Here is a 21,717-nt window from a genome sequence, read left to right as displayed (position 1 = left end):
ATTTTTTTAAGATGCTGGCCTTGTGCCTGGCCTGTTGTTTAACCGGAACTTCTTTAGCGCAGGAAGCTGAAAAGTATTTCGATAAAAACAAGCTGATGCTGGTAGGGTCATATTACTACCCGGAGCAGTGGCCACAGGAGAACTGGGAGCGCGACATCCAAAACATGAGCCGCCTTGGCTTCGACTTTACCCACTACGGCGAGTTTGCCTGGGCCGAAATGGAACCCGAAGAAGGCAAATACAACTTTGAGTGGCTTGACCAGGCCATTGCACTGGCTGCCAAAAATAACCTGAAGGTAATCCTCTGCACCCCCACGCCCACGCCGCCGGTATGGCTCACGCAGAAGCACCCGGATGTGCTGATGGTAAACGCCGAGGGGCGCACCATCCGGCATGGGGCCCGGCAGCAGGCTTCGTGGTCGAGTGCCAAATACCGCGAGTATGTAGCGAAGATCGTAACCCAACTGGCCAAACGCTATGGCAACAACAAAGCCGTGTGGGGCTGGCAGATCGATAACGAGCCTTCGCATTACGGCGCCGCGTTCGATTACAGCGAAAATGCGCAGCAGCGTTTCCGGGAGTGGCTGAAGCAGAAATACAAAACCATCGACGCCCTCAACAGCACCTGGGGCACCGCCTTCTGGAGCCTCACCTACAACAATTTCGAGCAGATACAGGCGCCCAACAACCTGGTGCTGGTCGCGCAGGCCAATCCCCATGCCATCCTCGACTTCAAGCGCTTTACCGCCGACGAAGCTGCCGACTTCGTACTTTTCCAGCAGGACATCCTCAAAAAGCATATTGCCAAATCGCAGTGGGTAACCACCAACCTGATGGCCGATTATTCGCCCGTAGACCCGCTGCGTTTCAAAAAGCTGGACTTCCCGACCTATACCAAATACCTGGTGGCGGGGTTTGATATGGGGCATGGCGTGCAGGGCTTCCGGATGGGCTCGATGGGTGGCATTGGCTTTGCCAACGACTTCTTCCGGCCGATTGCCGGCGTTACGGGTGTGATGGAGCTGCAGCCGGGGCAGGTGAACTGGGGGCAGTACAATCCGCAGACCATGCCGGGCACGGTGCGCATGTGGATTTACCACGTAATGGCCGGCGGGAACAAGTTCGTGTGCAACTACCGCTTCCGGCAGCCGCTGTCGGGTGGGGAGCAGTACCACTACGGCATCATGAAACCCGACGGGGTAGCGGTAAGCAAATCGGGCGAAGAGTATGTGAAAGTGAACCAGGAGCTAAAGGAACTTAGCAAACACTTCAACCCAAAAGCAACGATGCCCAAAAGCATGCTCGCCCGCAAAGCTGCTATTCTCTATAACCCCGACAACCGCTGGGAAACCGAAAACCAGCCCCAGACCAACCAGTGGGATTTTGTAAGCCACCTCAAGCGCTACTACAGTGCCCTGAAAGCAGTAGGAGCGCCGGTGGATGTGGTAGACGAGCAGGCCGACTTCGCAGCTTACCCGGTGATGGTAGCGCCTGCCTACCAGCTGCTCGACCAGCAGCTGGTGGCCCGCTGGAAAGGCTACGTGGAGCAGGGCGGGCACCTGGTGCTCACGTCCCGCACAGGCCAGAAGAACCGGGAGGCGCGCCTGTGGGAAGCGCTGTTTGCGCAGCCGATTCATGAGCTGGTGGGGGTAAAGGAAATTTTCTACGACCTGCTGCCTGAGTCGAGAACGGCTACAGTGCAAATGGAGGGGAAAAGTTATACCTGGAACAACTGGGGCGATGTGCTGGAGGTCGGGCCGCAGGCAGAGGTGTGGGCAACCTACACCGACCAGTTCTACAAAGGCAAAGCAGCCGTCGTGTCCAGGAAGCTAGGCAAGGGCAGCGTGACCTACGTTGGTCCCGACACCGATGACGGGCAACTGGAGCGGGATGTCCTGCGCAAGGTGTATGAGCGGGCGCAGATTCCGGTGCTGAACTTACCCGAAGGCGTCGTGGTGGAATGGTGCAACGGCTTCTGGTTCGGGCTGAACTACTCATCGCAAAACCAAACCCTCCCGGTGCCGGATAAAGCCAAAATCTTACTTGGCCAGCGGGAACTGATACCGGCAGGCGTGGTGGTGTGGCAGGAGTAGAGGGAACAGTTTGAAGCTTCTTACTCTAAACTGGCTATCGGATCTGGTACGGCGTCTTTGTCGCCGGTGATGGCGCCTTTTGCGTACACTTTGCCTCGCAGCAACAGGACGCCAGCTACGTGCGGGGCCGCAAAAGAAGTACCATAGGCCCCGTTCCCGATGGTACCCCCAGTTGTGGTGGTGGTCACATCTACACCGGGAGCAGAGAAGTCTACTGATAAGCCATAGTTTGACCATTCCCACATTCGGCCGTAGCTGTCCATGGCCGATACGGTATACACGCCCGGGGCATCTACGGCAGCAGGGTATATAGAAATGCAATCCACGCCACCGTTGCCTGCTGCAACAGCAAAGTTAATTCCCCTGGAGGCTGCACTTTTTACCAGGTAATCCAGGGTATAAGAAATTGCCGTGCTGATGCTCATATTCACCACATCGCCTGCTTTTCCAAAATCAACTACATGCCCCACGGCAGCGATGGTACCGGAAAGTGTACCTACCCCATTATCATCAAAAATACGAAGCGCGACCACCGTTGCGCCTGCCGCTACACCAATCATGCCGGAGCCATTGTTTCGGGCAGCTATAATGCCGGCTACTGTGGTTCCATGTCCGTAGCCGTCTTCCACCGACGAAATGTGCTCAACAAAAGACATGCTTCTGGAGAGGTCAACGGTCAGGTCCGGGTGGTCTGTATCTACTCCTGAGTCTATCAGCCACACCGTTTTACCGGTGCCGTCGCCATAGCCAACCAGGGCAATGTTCCAGGGTACCAGCTCCCCCGCCAGCGGCGTGATTTTGGTATACGCACCGTCTGTAGAGGTAGCAGGGTCTGTTGTTGGGTCGCCGTCCGATTTTTTGGGTTTGTTAACGCCTTTCTTTTTTCCCTTCCCCTTCTCATTGTTGTTGCGGTTCAAACCAGTATCCATTTCCGACTTTCCTAAAGTAAGCATCCTGTCCTGCTCGACATACGCCACTTCCGGATTGTTACGAAGCGTTTTAAGCTGTTCGGCAGACAGGCGTGCTGCAAAACCACTTACAGCCCCCCGGAAGGTTTTCCTGATGGCCTCCTGGCCAATTCCGGCGTTTGCAGCCACAGCTGCCTGGCGTGTAAGGCTGATGTTCGTATCGGATAGAGGCAGGGGGGAGGCCTCCTCCTTCAGGACCACGATATACTGTCCTTCAATGACCTGGCCATGCACCACCGTCTCGGTAGCTACAGCTGTCGGAAACTGGTTTTCCAGCAGCTCTTCCTGCTGACAGCCGGTAAATACCACGGCAGAGGCCAGAACGGTGCAGGCAAGCGCTGTTCTGAATATAGGATTTTTCATAATCAGGGTGAATAGGGACGTAGTTACCTGCCAGCTTCAGATGAGGCGGGTACTATCATATTGTTTCATAAATATTACCTATAGCCAGTGTAATCGTCGTTCCGGTCCAGATGCGTAACCGGAAGTGGGAAGCCGCAGGTTTACTACTGTATATATGTGATACTATTAACTATATGAATAGTTATATATAATAATGAAGATAATGGTGAATAAGAGAATACAGGGGGTAAAGAGGAATTTCTGTTAAGTTAAGGTAAACAAATGGCATCGGAACTCCGGTTGGGGAAGAGCCGGAATGTGTATAAGAAAATTCTTTTTGCGGCGGTAGCTGAAACGTTGTAGCCGCAACACAGGTAATACCGCAGCATTCGTGATGTGGAACAGGCAGAAGGAGGGTGGTTCAGCGAGGGGGTACAAAAAAAGAAGACTCTCCTTTTCATCAGAGAGCCTTCCTTTTATCTTGAAAATATGAAATCTTCAACTTTTAGCCGTTCTTTTATACGGCACCAGGTTTCAGCTGGTTACGTTGGCTGTAAAAATATTTTCATGTTAGCCGTAATTCCTGTGCGGGATGTGCCTGGTAGAGGCTTCGGGTGCTTCAGTTTGGGTATGAACAGCAGCAGGCTGTCAGGCAGTGTTGCTCCTGATGAGCTGTTGGAGGAGCGCTCCCGTTTTTCCGGCTGTGATATCCTGCAGGGAGTAGCTGTCTAAAACGGCGATAAACTCTTTATACGCCTTGTCCAGCGCTGTTTTTAACAGGCAGTTTCCATGCAGCATGCAGCTGGAGGACTGGCAGTCGATCAGGTTTTCGTTATGCTCGAGGAGCTGCACGAGCTGACCAACTTTTATGTGGGCAGGATGATCGCCCAGGCGTAAGCCGCCGCCCCTGCCACGTTGTGCTGCCAGTACACCTTTGTTAGAAAGAAACTGAACTACTTTAACTAAATGATTTCGGGAAAAAGCAAACTGCCTGGACAACTCGGCAATGGTTGTCGTTTCATCAGCTAATTGCTTTTGCGCCATATACATGGATATCCGCAGGCCAATGTCTGTAAAGTGGTTCAGTTTCATGACTTTAAATAACCTAAGAAAGAATCAGGTTTGAAGGCCCGAATTCTTCGTAATGGATCGCTTCCTTATTAACTCCCATAGAAGTTAAATCGTTGTACTGCTTTTGGATAAAAGGGGCCGGGCCGCAAATGTAGTAATCCGCATCCTGAAAGATCGCCTGGTCGCGGAGTTTGTCCAGTTCCACGATGCCTTCGTAATAGCCGGCAACCTGCATTTCTTCATCAAGCGTGTCGTAGAAGATGTGTTTTTTTAACTTGCCGTGCATGGCTTCCAGGGTGGTAATAGGCTCGCTGAACGCATGCACTTTCCGGTTGCGGCAGCCATGCACCCAGATAATTTCGCGGTTACTTTCTGTGTTGGTGAGGTACTCCAGCATGCTCAGCAGGGGCGTTTGTCCTACACCGCCGCTGATGAATACCACCGGTGTCTGCTTGGTTGTGTCGAGGGCAAAATCTCCGGCCGGTGAGGCAACTTCTATTACATCCCCTTCCTCTACTATATTGTGCAGCCTGTTGCTGATCATGCCATTCGGGTTGATGTCGGAGCCTGTTTCTTTCTTTACCGAAATGCGGTAGTAGTCCTCGTTGGGAGCTGTCGACAAGCTGTACTGGCGTGGCTGAAACAGGTTCAGTTCCGGCAGAAACAAACGGAGGCTAATGTACTGGCCCGGCAGGAAACTGGCTACCTTCCCGCCATCGGCAGGGTACAGGTAAAAAGAAGTGATCTCTTCCGACTCCTTCACTTTCTGCCTCACGATAAACGGACGCCAGCCGGTCCAGCCTCCTTCTTTGGCTACCGTGTTGCTATACAGGTTCTGCTCCAGCCCAATCATCAGGTCGGCCAGTTGGTTATAGGCAACACCCCAGGCTTCCAATAGTTCTGGCGTGGCTCCTTCGCCCAGCACCTCGCTGATAGAGGCCAGCAGGTGCTTGCCTACGATGGCGTAATGCTCCGGACGGATGTCCAGGCTGGTGTGTTTGTTTCCGATCTTTGTTACAGCAGAGAGTAAAACAGAAGGATCTTCGATGTGCTCGGCATACGCTAAAACAGCCAGTGCCAACGATAATTGTTGTTTGCCGCTGCCTTGGTTGCCCATGTTAAAAACGTTTTTTAACTCTGGATTGTGCTGGAACATACGGTTGTAAAAATGAGTGGTCAATACAACGCCATGTTCTCTCAATACAGGCACAGTGGCCTTCACTAATTCTACTTGCTTTGGTGTAATCATGATTTGTATTTTTTAAAGTTGCATCAAAACTACAACTTTAGGAAAGCGAAAAAAATGACATTTGTCACCTTTCGGCTGGTCCCGTGGTGGAGCGCGTGTATTAACGATGTTCTTTAGCGGGAATGGGTTCTAAAGGTTTTTTTAACTCTGACCTCATTGGTTTTCTGCTTCCGGCTTGCCTTTGTCTCGGGCTGTGAGGGCCTATCTGTTCAGCAGAGGCTGTGGTGGCAGGTGCAGAAGCTTTTGGCTGCTAAATAATTCACTTCATTAAATCGTTTACATCCCTTTCTTGCGGAATAACCACTTTAATTTGAAGAACTGAAACAGCTGCCATAATGGTTTTGCTTTGCGCTTACTTTCGATTGTCAAAAAAATAAATGTTTGTTAGGTGTTTTTAAATGTTAAAAATACACCTAATTTTGATTTTAGATGAACGGACTCCTGTTCTAGGCATGCGTATTGGCTAAATTGCGAATGTTTGTTGTGTGCTTGTAGCAAACTTTCCTCTGTGTCAATCACAGCTTAAAAGCCGGAAGGGCACTAATTCACTATAAAATTGTTTAAGAGTTATCCCTATAAATCCTAAAAGAAGCATATAGGAATAATTTCATCCTTACTTCGGAATCAATAAAACCTATTTTCCACAAATGTGGCAGCAACCTATGAGTAAGACCATCTGCGCAGTGCTTATCGCTGTATGTATGTTACCCTTCGCCGGCGTTTGCCAGCAACAAGAATTGAAAAGTTTTCCGCTCGCATCCGTGCAACTGTTGGAGAGTCCTTTTCGGCAGGCCCAGCAAACCGATTTGCAGTACATCCTGGCCCTTGAACCGGACCGTCTGCTGGCGCCTTACCTGCGCGAAGCGGGCTTGACACCAAAAGCTAAAAGCTATCCCAACTGGGAAAATACCGGGCTGGACGGCCACATCGGCGGCCATTACCTCACGGCCCTCTCGCTCATGTATGCGGCTACGGGTAACCAGGAAGTACTGCAGCGTCTCAATTACATGATTGACGAGCTGGAAAAATGCCAGCAGAAAAACGGCAACGGCTACATTGGCGGTGTGCCTGGCGGCAATGCCATGTGGAAAGAAGTAGCCAGCGGTAAAATAGATGCAGGCGGTTTTTCCCTCAACAAGAAGTGGGTCCCGCTCTACAACATCCACAAGCCTTTTGCCGGCCTGCGCGATGCCTGGCTTTATACCGGAAATGAAAAAGCAAAGCAGATGCTGGTAAAATACGCCGACTGGTGCCTCGACCTGACAGAAGACCTGTCGGATAAGCAGGTGCAGGAAATGTTGCGCAGCGAGCACGGCGGCATGAACGAAGTACTGGCCGACGTAGCCGACATCACCGGCGACAAGAAATACCTGGAGCTGGCGCGCCGCTTCTCGCACAAGGCCATCCTGGACCCGCTGCTGGCAAAACAAAACAAGCTTACCGGTCAGCATGCCAACACCCAAATCCCAAAAGTGATCGGCTACAAGCGCGTGGCCGAAGTGGGCGGCGATAAGGCCTGGGCCGATGCCGCTGCTTTCTTCTGGGATACGGTTGTGGATGAATGGACGGTGTCGATTGGGGGCAACAGCGTGCGGGAGCATTTCCACCCGGCCAACAACTTCTCCTCGATGGTGGAGTCGAAGGAGGGGCCGGAGACCTGCAACACCTACAACATGCTCAAGCTCACCAAGCAGCTGCACACTTCCAATCCTTCTGCTGAATACATCAACTATTACGAGCGGGCACTCTACAACCACATCCTCTCGTCGCAGCACCCGGAGCGGGGCGGCTTTGTGTATTTCACACCCATGCGCCCGCGGCACTACCGCGTGTACTCGCAGCCTGATCAGGGCTTCTGGTGCTGCGTGGGCTCCGGGCTGGAAAATCACGGCAAATACGGCGAGTTCATCTACGCTCACCACGAAAACGATCTTTACCTGAACCTGTTCATTCCTTCCACCCTCGACTGGAAAGAGCAGGGCCTCACGCTGACACAGCAGACAAAATTTCCGTTCGAGGAAAAAACGGAAGTGAAGCTGCAGCTAAAGCGGAAAAAGAAATTTGCACTCAACATTCGTCGTCCGGACTGGGTGAAGCCGGATGGATTTAAAGTGCTGGTGAACAACAAGGAGGTGCAGACAAGCGATCAAAACAACGGCTATGTGCAGGTGGAGCGGAAGTGGAAAAATGGCGATGTGGTAACCGTGTCGCTGCCGATGCAGACAAAGGTGGAGCGCCTGCCGGATAATTCGCCCTGGGTGTCGTTTGTGCACGGACCGATTGTGCTGGCTGCTGCCACCGAAACCACAGATATGCCCGGCCTGCAGGCCGACGACAGCCGCATGGGGCACATTGCCAGTGGTCCACTGTACCCGGCAGAGACTGCGCCTGTGCTTGTAGCAGCAGGTGCCAATGACCTGGTGGCAGGACTGAAGCCGGTGTCCGGTAAACCGATGACCTTTACCGCTTCGGCACTAATTGATTCGGACAAGTACAAAAACGTGGAGCTGGTGCCTTTCTTCCAGGTGCACGATGCCCGTTACATGGTGTACTGGCCGGTGGCAACGCGGGAGGAACTGGTAGCCCGAAAAGAGGCAATCCGGAAAGAAGAAGAGGCGAAGCTGGCGCTGGAGTCCCAGACCGTAGACCAGGTAGCGCCGGGCGAGCAGCAACCGGAGTCGGATCACAACTTCCAGGGAGAGAAAACAATGGCAGGCGTGCACATGGACCGCCACTGGCGCACGTCCTCCGACTGGTTCAGCTACGATCTCCGCAACCCGAAAAAAGAGGGCAAAACCCTGCGCATCACCTACTTCGGCGCCGACAGAGACCGCAACTTCGATATCTTCTTGAACAACAAGCTGCTGACAACCGTGAAGCTGGACGGTAGCAACGGCGAGAAATTCTTCGATGTGGATTACGAGATTCCGGCTGCAGTACTGGCTAAAACTGAGGGCAATACGATGAACCTCAAATTCGTAGCGCACAAAGGCTCTACGGCCGGCGGCATTTACTATGTGCGCCTGCTGAAGTAACACCTGGTAGTTCCGGAGAGCAGCAGCAGTGGGAGTGGTGGCAGGTGCAGCAGTATTTTTTAAATTATAATTCAGCTGCCCGTTAACTATTCCGGCGAGGCTGCAGGTGCGCCAGGTAATCCCCTGAGGCTATCCGTGCAGCTTCGTTAACGGCGCCATTGTACAGGTAAACCCAGCAGTACCGGGAGGTACCGTTAAAGTGTACTTCCACCACCTCCCTGATAAACAGGTTTGGCTCCGGAAAGTCCGGGCCGAATTCCTCGTAAGCATCAAGTGCGGGAAGTACATCCGCAGGCTGGTGTAGCTGGTAAAGATGCCCGTAAACCTTGTCGCCTTCCGCAGTGCTGACCACGGCGCCCGGGTAGTCGCCGAGGTCGTAGAGGCGGCCAAAGATGTAGCCACTGCCCAGGTCGGTACTGTTCCGGCGCATAAATGCCGCCATTTCGCTGTTCGATTCCTGCAGCAGGGTGCCGTACACGAAAAGCGCTGCTGTTCCGGGATTTTTGCCGCTCATTATGCCTTTTTTCGTTCTGAAAAGCTTTCTGCAGCTGCCTCCACAGCCACTGCTGCTTGTAAAAAACGCCACCACACCTTCTGCACCTTACTCTGCCTTTGGCTGCTGCGGGGCTCCTTCTGGTGGGTAAAGAATGGTATTGCGCAGGTCCTGGATGCGGTCGTAGGCAAAGTTAGGAAGTTGCAGTTCACTTGCTTCGCGCCACTTTTTCACACGTTCTTCCGCTTCTTTGGTTTTTTCGCCGGATACGCCTTTGTCGCGGGCCAGGTAGAGCGTCTGCGACGGGAAGGCAAAGCCGGTGCCGCTCGCTTCGATCACATCCATCATGCGCAGCATCAGGTCTTCTTTTATCTCCAGGAATTCATTGAAGTCGCCGGCATGTACATAGGCGAAGATCTCCAGGTTCAGCGAATCGGCCCCGATTTCCACAAACCGCACCCGTGCCGGCTCCGCATCAACTTTAGGGTGGGCATACAGGATGGTGCGAAGCTCCACGAGCAGGTACCGGATTTGCTCCGGGGTCGTCTCGAACCGGAGACCGAATTTGGGATGAAACCAGAAGCGGTCGCGGTGGGCGTAGTTCTCGATGCGTTGCGAGGAAAAATCGCCGTTCGGGATGGTGACGATCGTGCGGTCGAGGGTGCGGATGCGGGTGGAGCGCATGCCTATCTGCTCCACGGTGCCAATCGTATCGCCCACCTTGCAAAAGTCACCCACACGGATGGGTTGGTCGGCTATTAACGTCACGCTGCCGACAAAGTTCTCCACGGTTTTCTGGGCACCCAGCGCCAGCGCCAGACCACCGATACCCAGTGCGGCCAGGCCGGTAGTTACATCAAAGCCAAACGTATAGAGGATGGCAATAATGCCAAACACCACAATACTGATTTTAGCGACACGGTTCAGGAACAGCACCGCCGATACACCCGCCATGTTGCCGCGTCGGGTCATGCGCTTTTCGCTGTAACTGGAAATAAAACCGCTCAGCCGCCACAGGAGAATCAGCAGCGCGAGCAAGCCTACAATAATGGTAACTTCACTGAGCCGCTGCCGCACGATAATCGAAATGCCGATTTCCTGGCTGGCAACCACAAATATCCACACCGTCACATACAGTCGCACAGGCAGGCCAAAAGCCCTGATAACGCCGGCCGTAGGTTCGGTTCTGGCTTTGCGCCACAGGAGCGGGATGAGGAACAGCACCATTGCGGTAACACTCCAGGCCACCAGGTAAGCCAGCACCAGCAGTACAACAATAGCCAGCCAATGCCCGGCAGGCACACCGCCCCATTTGATGTCTTTCAGGAAAGCAGGCAGCACCCTGTTCACCAGCGGCCCCGTATCCTCGTCGGTAATAAGCGGCACTTTCTGGACAGTCTGGGAGGAAAAGAGCCAGATCGGGCCACCGGCAGGTCCTTCTGTGCGTTCCACCAGCAGGTCAAACGTTTCACCTTCAACGGTAGCTGTTCCCACGCGGTCGAGCGTTGGCCCCAAGTTGTCGCCTTCCAGCCCCTCAGGTGCGTTGCTTATCCAGGAATACGGAATAATACTGCCCGACTTGTCCAGCAAGCGCTGCAGCGACCGGGCCAGTTGGGTTTCGTTCTGCTTCTTTTTTAAAGCCGGGTCGAGGTTCAGGAACTGCGCTGCCCGGGTGTAATCCTCGTCTGCAACCGCTTTGATAAAGCCGTTTACCGTTCCGCGTGGCGTACGCCGGCCCAGCGAATCTTCGGGCCAGGCAGGTTCGGCAGCTTCCTGCGGTTCTTCGGTTGTGTCGTTGGGCAACAGCTGCGCCTGCCCCGGAACAGCAACTATGAGCAGCAGGAACAGAATGAAAAGATGTAAAAGAGGTTTAGGGCGTTTATGAATACAGGTGTTTGTAAATAGCATGGAATGAAAGTTAAATCCTGAAGCGGTTGCATCTGCCGCTGCTAATGAGATTTACTACGTAGGCTGCGCCAGTCTGTTAAGTACTTTTACAGCGTGTGCGGTTTGGATGTTTTGGCAGGAACCGGTTTTGCGTCACCGTAACCGCAACAACCTTTCCACCTCCGGCACCAGTTGCTCCTGTCTCGCTACCGTCACATTCACCATCTCAAACGCAGCCTCGCCCCGGAACATGTGCCAGCGCCAGTCCAGTTGGTCGATGGTCTGATGCGAGCCGTTATCCATCCACCAGGCGGTGTAGAGTTTTTCCTTGCCCTGGTGCAGCTCGCCCATATAGATTTTCCTGTCGCCAAGCTGCAGTTCGCGCACCTGCCGGAACAGGTAGCCGCTGCCTTCCCAGCAAATGAGCGGGTGGTGTTCCGTTGCGTAAAAAGCGCGGATGGGTTTTACATACACCAGCGCCTGTGGGCTCGTCAGTTTCAGTACGCCGTCTGCCAGTTCTTCCTTTTCGAAGCCGGGGAAATCCTTTGCCTTGGCTGCGCTCGTTGCAGCCGGTTTGTGACTGACAGCCACCCCGGCACCTGCCAGCGACAGGAGCAGGAAGAGGTTCAGGACAGCAGTCTGCGTGGTGAAAATACTTTTAGCAGGCTGTTGCGGTTCCGGTTGCTTCTCCACGCCAAAATGACGGTAGCAGTAACGGGCCAGCAGGTAGAAAGGCAGTACCGCGTACAGCAGCAGGCAGAGCAAACCCTTCACGTCGTGCAGCGGGTTGTCGGGCAGTATCCGGAAGAAGACGAGCAGCACAATGCGCATCAGGTTACAGCCCAGGTTGAGCAGCAGCATACAGGATAGCAGCAGCACGACCAGCCGGAGCGGGAAAAGCTTGCCGCCGTTTTTCTGCAAATGCGCCAGCACAAACACCGCCAGCAGCAGCGACACCGCCAGCATCGAAAGACCGGCACAGGCCGGGTCAACTGAAAATTCTTCGCCGTTTAGCAGAATCACGTTGCCGGCAGCTTCGGCTGGTAGCTGTACCTGTTGCAGTACGCCTGCCGCCCAGCGGGTAAGTTGCAGGCGCAGCGGGAAACTCAGGATATTGGCCATGTAGCTGAAGATGGGCGAACCCAGCAGCAGGAGCAGGGCGGGGTACAGGCTGAAGCCTCCCCACACGCTCCGTAGGCTGCACCACAGCGCCAGCACAAAGGCCAGAAAGAAAACGGTAGTTGCTTGTGTATAAGCAGCAAAGGCGATGGTGGCAGCTGCAGTAAACAGCAAAATAATGTGGTTGCGCTGCTGCCCCTTTGCCTGCACAACGAAGGGCAGCAGCGCCAGCGCCAGTAGCCAGGGCATGTCCCAGAGCAGGTAGTTTTGTAGGAACAGGAAAGCCAGCAACAGGTAAACGGCGGTAATAGCAGCTGTAGCCACATGTAGCCGGGTTACCTGTTGCTGCAGGCACAACAGCAGCATCATGTGCGGAGCAGGTAAGGTTTGAGCGACATAAAGGCCACCAGAATCGCCACTACAATAATCAGCGCCCACTCTTCCGGCTCCGGCACCGCCCCCGACGATTTGATGGAGGCATTGCCCAGGCTGTCTTTGCTCTTCTTGATGTCGAAGCGGTCGTAGTCGGCCTGTTTTTCCAGCACGATGAGGCTCGATACGGGACTGACAATGTTAGCCAGCCGTGCCTCTTCCAGGTACGCTTCCTCCACAAAATCTTTCCGGAAGTAGTTGGCGCCGAGCTGCTGCAGCAAGTGGTTGTAGGCGAACAGGCGCAGCAGGTGGTCAGGAGCAGCAGTGGGAGTGGTGGCAGCTGCAGCCGTCTTTACAATGTTCACGTCGGAGGCTCCCATGGCTATGGCATCTGCTGCTGTGTTGCTGCGGGTAAACTGCTGCACCCGGAGCTGCTGCGCCAGCTTTTCGGTGGTGCCGGAGTTAACAGTGAGCACCTGCAGTTCTTTCAGCGTTTTGAGGTAAGGGGAAAGGTGACGGCCCAGGTGAAACACGCGAATGGCGGTTCCCTGCGGCAGACGCTGCCCCAGCTCCTCCCGGAACGGACTGTCTTTTAAGTCTTTCAGGTTGGGCGAATTCTCGGTGCTTTTGCTGATGAGCAGCGCCTGCTCCGGCTCCCGCATGTGGTGCAGCGGGAACAACGAAAAGCTTTGTTGCAGCAGCCTTTCGAACAGGGCCTCGTGGTTTTCTTCCGTCAGTTTTATCATTTCATCGTCGTACACATACACCTTTTTGTGTTTGACAGCTTCCCACACCTCGGCAGCTTCTTCTGTTGTCCAGGCGCGGTTCAGGTCGAGGTATACCCGCTGCGGGTCGAAGTGCTCGGTCACGGAAGTCTGGGGTGCCAGTTGGTAGCTGTGGCCCTGCCAGGTGAAGGCGTGGGTGCTGAAGGCGGGCGTGTCGAACCGGATTTGCCAGTCGTGGCGGTAGTCGCCGTGGTAGCGGTACTGCTGCGGCTTGTCCTGCTCAAAGGCAAACGGCAAATCCAGGGCTGTAACAGGAGCTTCCAGGTACACCATCGCTGTTTCTTCGGCGCCATCGGCTGCAGGTCCGCTGAAGTACACGTTGTCGTACACCAGCTGCCCGTCCTCCTCGCGCAGCGGCGTGGTGATGCCCAGCTTAAACTGCCTGTCCTCTTCCGACGTGCAGGGGAAAACGCGCACGCTAACGGTATTGCCTTCCTGCCAGTGCACCACCGACGGGTCGCGCATTTCGCGGCCCACGATGGTGGTGTAGGCGCTGTCGGCTTTGCCCTGGGTGGTAAGGGCCGCTTTTTCCTCCTGCCCGTTCACCCACAGCGAAAGCGAGGTGACCACACTGCCTTCGGGAAGGTAGAAGGTGTAAATGGCTTCCTGCTGATTCCACATGCCGGGCTGGCTGTTGCGGATGCGCAGCACTTTTTCGGTATAGCTCAGGCGGTACTGCGGGTAGAGGCGCACCTGCGATACCACGGTAGAAGTGCTCAGGGTCCTGCCGCTCCAGAGGCGCTGCTGCGTATAATGGCGGGCATCGTAGAGACTTTCGAGTATCTTCACCCGTTCGTTTGTATCCAGTTGCGGGTTGCCGAACAGGAAGGCCGCAATCATCACGAGCGGGTCGTGGCGTTTCAGGTCGGCTAAGTCGGAAGAGGGCAAGTCCCATACTCCGATGTTTCCCTCGGGCACCTGGTACACAAGGCTTGTTTTGATGAGCTTTTCGGTGAGGTGGTCCTGCGGCAGGTGCCGGCTCAGGTGTACCCAGCGCGGCAGCTCGTTATTGTCCCGGATGATGTACTCGTGCTGCAGGCGGCTTATTTCGGCATTGCGGCGCTGCCATTGCCCCAGGAAGGTCACCAGCACTACCAGCGGCACAAAGCAGCCAAGGGCAAAGCTGTAGAGGTAGCGATTGTCTTCGCGCCAGGCATTTTTCACTGCCAGTACCACGAGCACCAGCAGCTGCAAAGGCACCAACAGGTGCAGCGACAGTCCCAGCCCGATAGCGCCCACCATACCAATGAGGTAGTAGGGGGCCAGGTAGAGCGCGTAGTACACCGCCAGCAGGAAACCGGCTCCGAGCCAGAACAGCAGGAGGTGCCGCGCCACCACCGGCAGGTAACTTTTAAACGTATAACCTGCCAGCGCCACGCCCAAGGTAATAAGGTAGAGGTCAAGCCACTGCGTGGAATCCTGGAAAACCGGAATCTCGCGGTTCAGCGAAAAGCAGCTGATGAGCGCCAGCACCAGGTAGAGGAACAGGGCTTCGGGCCGGAAAGCGGCAGACCGAAATTTCATGTGCCCGCCCACCAGCAGGACGAAGAAGAACAGCACGGCGAGGGCGTAGTTCATCAGCGCTATCCCGAACAAAGAACCACCGCTTGGTTTGAAGCCCCACTCCGGGAGCAGTAACAGGAAGAGCGAGAACAGCACCAGTCCAATGCCGGTGAGTTGCACGGCGGGAAGCTTAGCTACCACTGTCGCGCCTTTTTTTATTATTGTTTCCATATTTTAAAAAGTACTTTGTTTTTCAAAGTTAAAATTCAAAAAAATTTTTGTGGCTGCCCGTCTGCACTTGCCTTTGCTCTTCAAAAAATACTGCTTCAGGTTTCCAGCCTCATCATGTCCCATATTTTTTAGCTTCGGTTCCTTTGTACTTTAACAGTGGTAGTGAAGACTATCCCCTTGAGGGGATTATAGGGGTGTAAATCTCGGAGGTAATGCGTCAGAAATTATGTTCTTAGAGTTTTTTCGCAGGTGTAAACACCCCTATGGTCCCCTCAAAGGAACAGTCTCTGTATCTGCACCAGAACTTCAACCGAAAACTTAAATTTCACTAAAAGGTTTTGAACATGATAAAGTTGAAAATCTGAAGCAGTATTACTGCTTAGGAGCAAAGGCAATGGTGGCAGCTGCAGAATTTTTCTCTGCTACAGGTAAGCTGCTGAGGGAAGACAAAAAAGCTTCCTGCGCAACATCACTTACTTAAACCCAAAGAGCAGCGGGAACAGGAACAAGACCACCATAATCCAGATGCTGTACAGCGGCAGGAAAGCGGCGATAGGTTTTTCGACGTCAGCAAGGGCTGTTTTTTTGGTCAGTACCTTGTATAAATTTACCGACACCAACAGCAGGTTTAGCAGGATGAGCAGGTTGCTTCCCAATACGGCTGCCCGGTTCGGTGTAATGCCCCATTCGGCAATCCGGAACACGATGGCCGATAAGGCAATGCCATTCACCACAATGGTTACTGCCGATAACAGAAAGAGCACGAGCGTACTTAGCCTGTTGTTGGCGGAGCGGGCTGATTCGGCGACAGAAAAAAGAATGATCGCCATAACGCCCACCAGCAGGCCATTAAACAGCAGCAAGAATTCACGGTCGTTGTAAGGATCTTTGCCTGAATAAATAATTGCAATAAGGTAGATGACCAGCATGACCAGCACCAGCGGCCCGAACAATTTGGCAATAACAGGCGACACCTTGTTTACCAGCTGCGGGTTGGTTTGGGTAAGGTAAGTGCCCAGGATCGGTAACGACGGCAGTGCAAAGGCAATAATATACTCGCCATAGAATTCCTCGATTTGCAGCCCGATAAGCGAAAACAGGCCGATTGTTGCGCCTGTCAGAATGAAGCCGGCTATGCCCAGGAGCGCGGTCATCACCAGCAGGTCGCCGTTGTAGCGTAAATAAGCCAGTCGCCTGTCGTAGTTGCCGGGCGCATTTCCGACAAAAGCAACTCCCAGCACCGACCACAGAAAGAGGGGCAGGTGGATGCAGGACAGCAGCAGCGTATCGCTTTCGGTGGCGGGCAGCGCGTTGATGAAAATCAAACCAAGCAGCATGGCGCCTCCCAGGAGGGCGATGTTTTTGGCTTGCAGGTTGTTCTTCCAGGCAAAGAAAGCCACCAGGAACGGGAATACGATGAAGCCGATGTTTCTTTGGTAGTAAAACTCTTCGCTAATCGGCACAAAGGCTGGGATTTTGGCTAGGATACCTGCCAGCAGCGCCGCAACGGCAACAAAGGCCAGGTCTTTGCCCGTGCCCCAGGAAATTTCGTCGTGCAGGTAGTGAAGCCTCTCGTGCCAGAACTCGGCCAGGGGGTTGTGTTTTAACTCCGGGTAGATGCCGGTAAAAGCTTTCTCGAAGTGCTGCCTGTTGTCGCGGTACAGCTTTTCCAGTTGCCTGGGGTTGTCCATGTTTGCCAGAATCTTGTCTTCCATTTTCATTTTGATATAATTGTTTGCCTTAGATAGTTATCAGGTGGTACCGAATGGTGAAACAGCAGCTGCACATTCGACAGAGTTCCTTTGCGAATTCCGATGTGCAGCCGCAAGTGCCTCGTGTGTTTCTGTGTTAAAGTACTTTGTGTTTCAAAGTTAATACGTAAAAAAATATCAGTTGTCTTTCCGGTTGTTTAAAATAAGTTGTTCCAGCGCATCCAGGTGCTCCTGGAAAGCTTTCCGGCCTTCTTCGGAAGCCTGGTAGGTGGTGTTGGGTTTACGGCCCACGAACTGCTTCTCCACGAGCAGGTAACCCGCTTCTTCCAGGGAGCGCAGGTGGCTGGCCAGGTTACCGTCTGTCAGCTGCAGCGTCTCTTTCAGGGTATTAAAGTCCGCCTTGTCTTCCACCATCAGCACCGACATAATGCCCAGCCGTGCCCTGCTCTCGAAGGCTTTATTTATATTTTCTAAATAGGTTTTCACAAAATAAATTCTTCCTTAGCGCTCGTACTTGTAGTACATGATGGTGCCATACAAAATATGCAGTACACCAAAGCCAAATGCCCACGAAAGTAAGCCGTACCCGATAAAGATACAAGCCACCAGTCCGAGTACCAGTTCGCAAATGCCCAGGTAGCGGATGTCGCTGAGGGTGTATTTGCTGCCGTTGATGAGGGCGAGGCCATAAAAAACCAGCATCGAGGGAGCAACCAGGTAAATAATGCCATGATAAAGCAGCACCATGCAGAACAGGCCGCCGGCTGCCAGCGGGATAGCCAGGTTGAGGAGCAGGCGCTGCACTTTACTGTCCCAGATGCGCTGCTGCTGCTTGCGGGCTTTGCGCGTGGTAAAGTAAATGGCCGAGCCCAGCGCCAGCACCAGCACCACCAGCGCCACACCGACCAGGAACAGAAGGGTAGACTGGTTCAGCCCTGCCTGCACGGCAGTTCGATACCGGATGTTGTGCGTGTTCAGGTACCACTTCACCACCCCGGCACCCATCAGGGCACATACGCCGGCAGCTACACCGGAAAGGCCGCTCAGCGAAATAAAGCGGCTGGAACGGTCCATGATGTTCCGGATTTCCCGTAAAGTGGCCAGTTGCTCGTGCTGTTGATTCATGGTTAAAGTACTTTGTGTTGCAAAGTTAATCGTACTTACGAAATTGCCAAGCATGCCGGACGAAAATCTGAAATATTTTTTGTGATAAGACGGCATCTGCAAACGGAGAAGCTTTGTTGGCTTGAGCGTGCTGGGGAGCAGAGGCTGTGGTGGCAGCAGCAGAAGCCTTTTTCGGTGCCAGAGCGAATAAAACGGTTATTTCTGCCTTGCCGGTAGCAACAGTATTTCCTGGTCCGGGCAGCATTTTATTGATTCTATTTTAAACAAATGTTTGTAATAAACTGCTTTAGTTAATGTTAAATTAATAAAACTATTATTTAATTGTTCGTATAAATTCAATAAATTAACTAAATATTTGATAAAATACTAAATGAGATTAATATGAAAAAAGGCTTTCTGATTGACATGGATGGGGTGATCTATCACGGGAAACATCCGATACCCGGTGCGGTAGAGTTCATCAATAAATTACGGCGCGAAGGCTATCCGTTTATGTTCCTGACCAACAACAGCCAGCGCACCAGCCGGGATGTGTGCTATAGGCTGAAGACACTGGGGTTTGAGGTGACCGACGAAGACATCTTTACCTGTGGCATGGCCACTGCCCGCTACCTGGCCACTAAAAAACCACACGGTACCGCCTTCGTGATAGGAGAGGGTGGCCTGCTGAATGAGCTGCACCAGGCGGGTTATTCAATTGTAGATGAAAACCCGGATTACGTGATTATCGGGGAAGGCAGAACCATTCTGCTAGAATCGGTAGACAAGGCTATTAACATGGTGATGAAAGGTGCCAAACTCATCGCCACCAACCTCGACCCCAACTGCCCGGTCGGCAATGGCAGTTACCGTGCGGGCTGCGGCGCTTTTGTAGCCATGCTGGAATTTGCAACAGGTAAAAAAGCTTTTAGCGTGGGTAAACCCAGCCCGGTCATGATGCGGATGGCCCGCAAAGCCCTGGGCTTAACAACCGACGAAACCATTATGATTGGCGATACCATGAGCACCGACATCCTGGGTGGTGGTTCCATGGGCTTTACAACGGTGCTAACTTTGTCCGGCGTAACTAAAGAGGAGGACCTGGTGCAGTTTGCCTACGCCCCCGACTTTACGATCAGGTCTGTAGCCGACCTGCTGGACGATGAGCTGTTCGACAGCATCCTGAAGAAACAAAACGAATACGAAACGCCCGAAGTGTAACTGGTAAGATGGATCTGAATGTAGTTTAAAAGAGCAGGAAGCTGAACCTCCTGCTCTTTTACTTTAGGATTTGCAACAGCCTGTCCTGGAATTTAAGTTTCAGGAAGTAGCTCCGGGCTGCATTGCCTGCTGCGCCATAGTATTTTTTTGGTGCAGCACATGCGTGTTTCAGCTACCAGGCCTGCTACTATGGTAAGTGTAGCCGTGCCAAGCAGTACAGTTCCCGTACCGAACAAATCGCTGAAGATGCCGGCTGCCAGGGCGCCCGCTACATACCCGAAGTCGCGCCAGAACCGGAAAATGCCCAAAGCCTGCGGCCGCTGGCCCGGGTGCGCATTTTCGGCCACCACCGACAGGAAGTTGGGGTAAACCAGTGCGGTGCCTGCTCCCAGCGCTACCAGTGCAGCAACAAGTGCTGCATAGGAAGCAGTGAAAAACAAAGCTGCAATTGCAAGGCCTTGCAGTAGCATGCCCAGGCTGATGAGCTGCTTCTTACAGAGGTGGTCGCCCAGCTTGCCTGTTACCAGTTGGCCAATGCCCCAAACGGCCGGGTAAACCCCTGCCAGTAGACCAATCTCATTCAGGCTGAACCCCCGCGTGGCGAGCAGCACTGGCAGCAGCCCCCACAGGATGCCATCGTTCATATTGTTTACAAAGCCGTTCAGTGTTACGGAGCCCAGGTTTTTATGCCGCCAGGTGGTGTCTTTCCAGATATGGCGGAGAAGTGGAATGCGGCTCTGTGCCGTTTCCGTCTGCACATGGGCGTGGGTGTCTCGGACAAAAACCAGCGTCAGCAGCAGGCCAGCCAGCGAAAAGGCTATCCCGGGCACAAAGGCATAGGTGACCTCCCCGGTGGTGGAGGCAAGGTAGCCTGCCAGAAAAGCTGCCAGTCCTACGGCAAGGTAACCGGCAAATTCGTTTATCCCCATGGCCAGGCCACGGTTTTTGTCGCCCACCAGGTCTATCTTCATCACGACGGTGGCAGACCAGGATAATCCCTGGTTTATGCCCAGCAGCAGGTTCGCAAAAATTACCCACCACCAGCCGGTGGCGTAGAGCAGCAGCCAGGGGACGGGTAGCGCAAAAATCCAGCCTGCCAGCAACAATTGTTTGCGGGTAAACCACTTCGTGAGGCGCCCCATGAGCAGGTTGGCACCAGACTTGGCCAGGCCGAATGCGACAATAAAAGTAAGCAATGCCGTATGGCCGTTGAGGCTGAAAACGCTTTCGGCAAACTCCGGTATCACCGACCGCTCCAGCCCCACCATGGCGCCCACAAAACCATTGATCAGCACCAGCAGCCAGAACTGTGCGGCATTCTCTTTTAGTCCGAGTTGTGTGTTAGTGGTATGTTTCAAGTATTCAGGTTGTAATTAGGCTGTAACTTCCTTAAAAACAGAAAGTGTACAGGTGGTACTACGTATTCCGGGAGTATTTCCGGTTGCTTTATTTCAGGTGATACGTTAGCAGCGGGCGGATGCAGCGGTTAACCAGCGTTTCGGCGATACTGCCGTAAAACAACTGGCTGAATCCTTTCCGGGCATGCGTTCCGATCACGACCAGGTCCATTTCCGTTTCGCGGTTAAAGTTCCGGACGCCTTCCGGTACAATGTAGTCGCGGCGCAGGTGCAGCTCGTAGTGCTGTAGTTGCAGGCTTTCGGCGAACTGCTGCATGTGCTGTTTTAGCTCCCCGGCCCGTGGCTCGTCCTGTTTCCGGATGATGCGCAGCAGGTGAAGCTGTGCTCCAAAGAGCTGCTGTAGCGTTTTGACAGTGGCCACAGCACGCTCCGGCTGTTTTTTTGCCTCGAAATCTGCCACCCACAGGATGTGGTGGATCGGGGTGATGGAAGCATGCTGGTGAATGGTAATCACCGGTACCTCTGTGTGTCGTACCACCTGCTGCGCCTCTGACCCGGACACTTTCTCCTGCCATCCCTGCGCCCCGGCAGTGCCCATGATCATCAGGTCCGGTTGGTGTTTTGCGGCATAGCTTGCCAGCGCGGTGGTCAGGCCGCCGTACACAATGGCCGCCTGAAATTTAAAGTCCACGTGTTGCTTCAGTTCCCGGAACTGCTGCTCGGCTTTCTGCTCTATTTCCTTTATTTCAGCCCTGTCGATGGTTTCGGAGGCTTCCGTTGAGCCTGCCCAGTCTGCGGCGTTCACCTGCACCACGTGCACCAGGTGCGTTTCGATGGGCGTCTTCTCCATCAGGAAGGAGAGGAATTCCAGTGCTTTAAAGGATACCGGTGTAAAGTCGACCGGCACCATTACGTTTAACTTCTTTTTCATTTGCTTCTGTAGCTGCTATAACTGATGCAGGAATTGCTGCGAATCTGGACTAAGGAGCTGCCGCAACCGTCGCTGCCCTAAATTGTTCTGTACAGTTACAAAGGTGGCAGAACTGCTGGTCCTGTTCAGTGATATTAGTTACACAAGACTTTGTTGCAACGAGTCTGTCCTTTTCAAGATTTCTCTCTTAGAGCTGGTTTACGTTATTTTATAAGCCACAGGTATTCCCCTCTGTCGCAACAG

16 protein-coding genes are annotated in these 21,717 nt (G+C 53.5%); 3 read left to right on the top strand and 13 right to left on the bottom strand.

Features of this window, described 5'->3' with window-relative positions; genetic code table 11:
* Positions 1-11: 11 nt before the first annotated feature.
* On the top strand, positions 12-2,093 hold the full coding sequence (locus DCW36_RS14680) for a beta-galactosidase (protein ID WP_114783338.1): 2,082 nt from the start codon (positions 12-14) through the stop codon (positions 2,091-2,093).
* A 20-nt stretch (positions 2,094-2,113) separates the two neighbouring features.
* Here the strand turns inward: DCW36_RS14680 and DCW36_RS14675 are convergent, their stop codons facing one another.
* The 3 genes from DCW36_RS14675 to hmpA all read right to left on the bottom strand — a co-directional run bounded on the left by DCW36_RS14675 (position 2,114) and on the right by hmpA (position 5,723).
* Positions 2,114-3,424 carry a S8 family serine peptidase gene (locus DCW36_RS14675; RefSeq protein WP_114783337.1) on the bottom strand — a complete coding sequence of 437 codons (1,311 nt, stop codon included), beginning with the start codon at positions 3,422-3,424 and terminating at the stop codon, positions 2,114-2,116.
* A 627-nt stretch (positions 3,425-4,051) separates the two neighbouring features.
* Complete coding sequence (locus tag DCW36_RS14670; protein WP_114783336.1) at positions 4,052-4,495, bottom strand: Rrf2 family transcriptional regulator; 444 nt, start codon at positions 4,493-4,495, stop codon at positions 4,052-4,054.
* Between the two features lie 13 nt (positions 4,496-4,508).
* Positions 4,509-5,723 (bottom strand): NO-inducible flavohemoprotein, encoded by a 1,215-nt coding sequence (gene hmpA / locus DCW36_RS14665; protein WP_240676192.1) that lies wholly within the window; start codon positions 5,721-5,723, stop codon positions 4,509-4,511.
* A gap of 761 nt (positions 5,724-6,484) precedes the next feature.
* Between hmpA and DCW36_RS14660 the strand changes: the two genes are divergently transcribed.
* Positions 6,485-8,758: a beta-L-arabinofuranosidase domain-containing protein gene (locus tag DCW36_RS14660; protein ID WP_394344814.1), complete on the top strand. Its 2,274-nt coding sequence runs from the start codon at positions 6,485-6,487 to the stop codon at positions 8,756-8,758.
* A gap of 82 nt (positions 8,759-8,840) precedes the next feature.
* Here DCW36_RS14660 and DCW36_RS14655 read toward each other — a convergent pair whose 3' ends face one another.
* The 8 genes from DCW36_RS14655 to DCW36_RS14620 all read right to left on the bottom strand — a co-directional run bounded on the left by DCW36_RS14655 (position 8,841) and on the right by DCW36_RS14620 (position 18,229).
* Complete coding sequence (locus tag DCW36_RS14655; RefSeq protein WP_114783334.1) at positions 8,841-9,272, bottom strand: gamma-glutamylcyclotransferase family protein; 432 nt, start codon at positions 9,270-9,272, stop codon at positions 8,841-8,843.
* A gap of 87 nt (positions 9,273-9,359) precedes the next feature.
* A complete protein-coding gene (locus DCW36_RS14650) occupies positions 9,360-11,159 on the bottom strand; it encodes a mechanosensitive ion channel family protein (protein ID WP_114783333.1) in 1,800 nt (599 codons plus the stop codon).
* Between the two features lie 132 nt (positions 11,160-11,291).
* Positions 11,292-12,626, bottom strand: a complete 1,335-nt coding sequence (gene xrtN, locus DCW36_RS14645) for an exosortase N (RefSeq protein WP_114783332.1) — start codon at positions 12,624-12,626, stop codon at positions 11,292-11,294.
* Positions 12,623-15,148, bottom strand: coding sequence for an XrtN system VIT domain-containing protein (locus tag DCW36_RS14640; RefSeq protein ID WP_114783331.1), 2,526 nt, complete (start codon positions 15,146-15,148; stop codon positions 12,623-12,625). Before DCW36_RS14640 ends, xrtN begins: the two co-directional genes overlap by 4 nt.
* A 473-nt stretch (positions 15,149-15,621) precedes the next feature.
* Positions 15,622-16,863 carry a hypothetical protein gene (locus DCW36_RS14635; RefSeq protein WP_114783352.1) on the bottom strand — a complete coding sequence of 414 codons (1,242 nt, stop codon included), beginning with the start codon at positions 16,861-16,863 and terminating at the stop codon, positions 15,622-15,624.
* 174 nt (positions 16,864-17,037) lie between these two features.
* The gene (locus DCW36_RS14630; protein ID WP_394344813.1) at positions 17,038-17,286 is read right to left on the bottom strand and encodes a winged helix-turn-helix domain-containing protein; all 249 of its coding nucleotides are present in this window, start codon (positions 17,284-17,286) and stop codon (positions 17,038-17,040) included.
* Between the two features lie 75 nt (positions 17,287-17,361).
* Complete coding sequence (locus tag DCW36_RS14625; protein ID WP_114783351.1) at positions 17,362-17,985, bottom strand: hypothetical protein; 624 nt, start codon at positions 17,983-17,985, stop codon at positions 17,362-17,364.
* 25 nt (positions 17,986-18,010) lie between these two features.
* The gene (locus DCW36_RS14620) at positions 18,011-18,229 is read right to left on the bottom strand and encodes a hypothetical protein (RefSeq protein WP_125185474.1); all 219 of its coding nucleotides are present in this window, start codon (positions 18,227-18,229) and stop codon (positions 18,011-18,013) included.
* Positions 18,230-18,366: 137 nt separating this feature from the next.
* Here DCW36_RS14620 and DCW36_RS14615 point away from each other — a divergent pair, with 137 nt between their 5' ends.
* Positions 18,367-19,185 carry an HAD-IIA family hydrolase gene (locus DCW36_RS14615; protein ID WP_114783329.1) on the top strand — a complete coding sequence of 273 codons (819 nt, stop codon included), beginning with the start codon at positions 18,367-18,369 and terminating at the stop codon, positions 19,183-19,185.
* Positions 19,186-19,277: 92 nt separating this feature from the next.
* Here DCW36_RS14615 and DCW36_RS14610 read toward each other — a convergent pair whose 3' ends face one another.
* A complete protein-coding gene (locus DCW36_RS14610) occupies positions 19,278-20,543 on the bottom strand; it encodes an MFS transporter (RefSeq protein WP_114783328.1) in 1,266 nt (421 codons plus the stop codon).
* Between the two features lie 88 nt (positions 20,544-20,631).
* Complete coding sequence (locus DCW36_RS14605) at positions 20,632-21,474, bottom strand: universal stress protein (RefSeq protein ID WP_114783327.1); 843 nt, start codon at positions 21,472-21,474, stop codon at positions 20,632-20,634.
* Positions 21,475-21,717: the final 243 nt, after the last annotated feature.

Origin of the sequence: Botryobacter ruber, assembly GCF_003347595.2 — a bacterium.
Lineage (GTDB): Bacteria > Bacteroidota > Bacteroidia > Cytophagales > Hymenobacteraceae > Pontibacter > Pontibacter ruber_A.
Note: the sequence above shows the minus strand (reverse complement) of the source record. Positions and strands in the feature narration are given on the sequence as shown.

What these genes read in the sequence shown, in the direction of transcription:
- DCW36_RS14625 (WP_114783351.1), bottom strand. Translation starts at nt 17,985, where the DNA reads ATGAATCAACAGCACGAGCAACTGGCCACTTTACGGGAAATCCGGAAC.
- hmpA (WP_240676192.1), bottom strand. Translation starts at nt 5,723, where the DNA reads ATGATTACACCAAAGCAAGTAGAATTAGTGAAGGCCACTGTGCCTGTA.
- DCW36_RS14605 (WP_114783327.1), bottom strand. Translation starts at nt 21,474, where the DNA reads ATGAAAAAGAAGTTAAACGTAATGGTGCCGGTCGACTTTACACCGGTA.
- DCW36_RS14615 (WP_114783329.1), top strand. Translation starts at nt 18,367, where the DNA reads ATGAAAAAAGGCTTTCTGATTGACATGGATGGGGTGATCTATCACGGG.
- DCW36_RS14630 (WP_394344813.1), bottom strand. Translation starts at nt 17,286, where the DNA reads ATGTCGGTGCTGATGGTGGAAGACAAGGCGGACTTTAATACCCTGAAA.
- DCW36_RS14670 (WP_114783336.1), bottom strand. Translation starts at nt 4,495, where the DNA reads ATGAAACTGAACCACTTTACAGACATTGGCCTGCGGATATCCATGTAT.
- DCW36_RS14620 (WP_125185474.1), bottom strand. Translation starts at nt 18,229, where the DNA reads ATGCTGCCCGGACCAGGAAATACTGTTGCTACCGGCAAGGCAGAAATA.
- DCW36_RS14675 (WP_114783337.1), bottom strand. Translation starts at nt 3,424, where the DNA reads ATGAAAAATCCTATATTCAGAACAGCGCTTGCCTGCACCGTTCTGGCC.
- DCW36_RS14640 (WP_114783331.1), bottom strand. Translation starts at nt 15,148, where the DNA reads ATGGAAACAATAATAAAAAAAGGCGCGACAGTGGTAGCTAAGCTTCCC.
- DCW36_RS14650 (WP_114783333.1), bottom strand. Translation starts at nt 11,159, where the DNA reads ATGCTATTTACAAACACCTGTATTCATAAACGCCCTAAACCTCTTTTA.
- DCW36_RS14655 (WP_114783334.1), bottom strand. Translation starts at nt 9,272, where the DNA reads ATGAGCGGCAAAAATCCCGGAACAGCAGCGCTTTTCGTGTACGGCACC.
- DCW36_RS14635 (WP_114783352.1), bottom strand. Translation starts at nt 16,863, where the DNA reads ATGGAAGACAAGATTCTGGCAAACATGGACAACCCCAGGCAACTGGAA.
- DCW36_RS14680 (WP_114783338.1), top strand. Translation starts at nt 12, where the DNA reads ATGCTGGCCTTGTGCCTGGCCTGTTGTTTAACCGGAACTTCTTTAGCG.
- xrtN (WP_114783332.1), bottom strand. Translation starts at nt 12,626, where the DNA reads ATGATGCTGCTGTTGTGCCTGCAGCAACAGGTAACCCGGCTACATGTG.